Source organism: Pseudomonas sp. SID14000, assembly GCF_002165135.1.
In the GTDB taxonomy this organism is placed as follows: Bacteria; Pseudomonadota; Gammaproteobacteria; order Pseudomonadales; family Pseudomonadaceae; genus Aquipseudomonas.
On sequence record NZ_NFZQ01000041.1, the window covers coordinates 1 to 1,251 of the forward strand.

A 1,251-nucleotide genomic window follows, 5' to 3' on the forward strand; every position below is an offset into this window, starting at 1 on the left:
TGAACTGGCCTAATGATCCCGGACACCTCTTAAGGGCGATATGATTCGCCCAATCAGGAGGTTCCATGCAAGAACGAAAGACCTACACCCGCGAGTTCAAGCAACGTGCTGCCAGCATGGTTCTTGATGACCACTGCTCGATTCCCGACGTCTGCGCATCAATGGACGTCGGCCCTACAGCCCTGCGCCGCTGGGTTGATCAGGTACGTAAAGAGCGACAGAAGGGCCAGCCAGTAGCCGGTACCAAAGCGATCAGCGACGAACAGCGAGAGCTCCAGCAGCTGCGAGCTAAGATCAAGCGCCTGGAGACCGAGGCTGAAATCTTAAAAAAGGCTACGGCTCTCTTGATGTCGGATCCCGATCGTTTTTCCTGATTGAGGAACTGAGAGAGTCAGGCTCGTATCCGACCAGCCTCCTTTGCAGTGCGCTGAACGTATCCCGTAGCGCGTTTTATGACTGGCTTCGCCGTCGTTCAGCGCCGAATACCAAGCGTGACGAACTCAGAGAGAAAGTAGTTCAGCTGCACGTCGAAAGCAGGGGAAGCGCGGGCGCGAGAATGATCTCTGAGTACCTGAAGGCCCAGCAGCTCAAGGTGGGGCGGTATCTGGCCGGAAAACTCATGGAGGAGGCAAATCTGGAAAGCAAGCAACGCCGTCCGCATCGGAATCGCTCCAAAGGCGTTGAAGCGTTTGTGGCCAAGAACCTGCTCGAGCGTAACTTTGAGCCAACAGCAATTAACCAGGTCTGGTGCGGTGACGTGACCAGTTTGATGGTCGGGAAGCGCTGGTATCACCTGGCAGTAGTGATTGACTTGTTCGCGCGTCGGATCGTTGGCTGGGCATTTTCCCTGATCAACGACGCCAACTTGGTTAGCAAGGCGCTGAGGATGGCAGTAGGGGTTAGGGGCAAGCATGCAGGCTTGATGTTTCACTCGGATCAAGGCTGCCAATACACCAGCCAGCGCTTCCAATCCGAGCTGCTTGAGCATGGGATAACGCAAAGCATGAGTCGCAGGGGACAATGCTGGGACAACGCACCAACAGAGCGTTTCTTTGGGACGCTCAAGTCAGAATGGGTGCCGCCCAAGGGCTACAAGGAAATTGAAGAAGCCAAGCAGGACATGACCAGCTTCTTCATGCGCTACAACCGAATCAGGCTCCACAGCTACAACGACTACCTGTCACCAATAGCTATGGAGCAGCAGGCGGCTTGATCACCGTAACCGGTGTCCGGAAATACTTGACCAGAACA

Annotated in this window: 2 protein-coding genes; both read left to right on the forward strand. The window is 55.2% G+C overall.

The window, feature by feature from the left end:
* Positions 1–65 precede the first annotated feature (65 nt).
* Complete coding sequence (locus CAY82_RS27185; protein ID WP_133970486.1) at positions 66–374, forward strand: transposase; 309 nt, start codon at positions 66–68, stop codon at positions 372–374.
* An 8-nt stretch (positions 375–382) separates the two neighbouring features.
* The gene (locus CAY82_RS24730; protein WP_256576334.1) at positions 383–1,213 is read left to right on the forward strand and encodes an IS3 family transposase; all 831 of its coding nucleotides are present in this window, start codon (positions 383–385) and stop codon (positions 1,211–1,213) included.
* Positions 1,214–1,251: the final 38 nt, after the last annotated feature.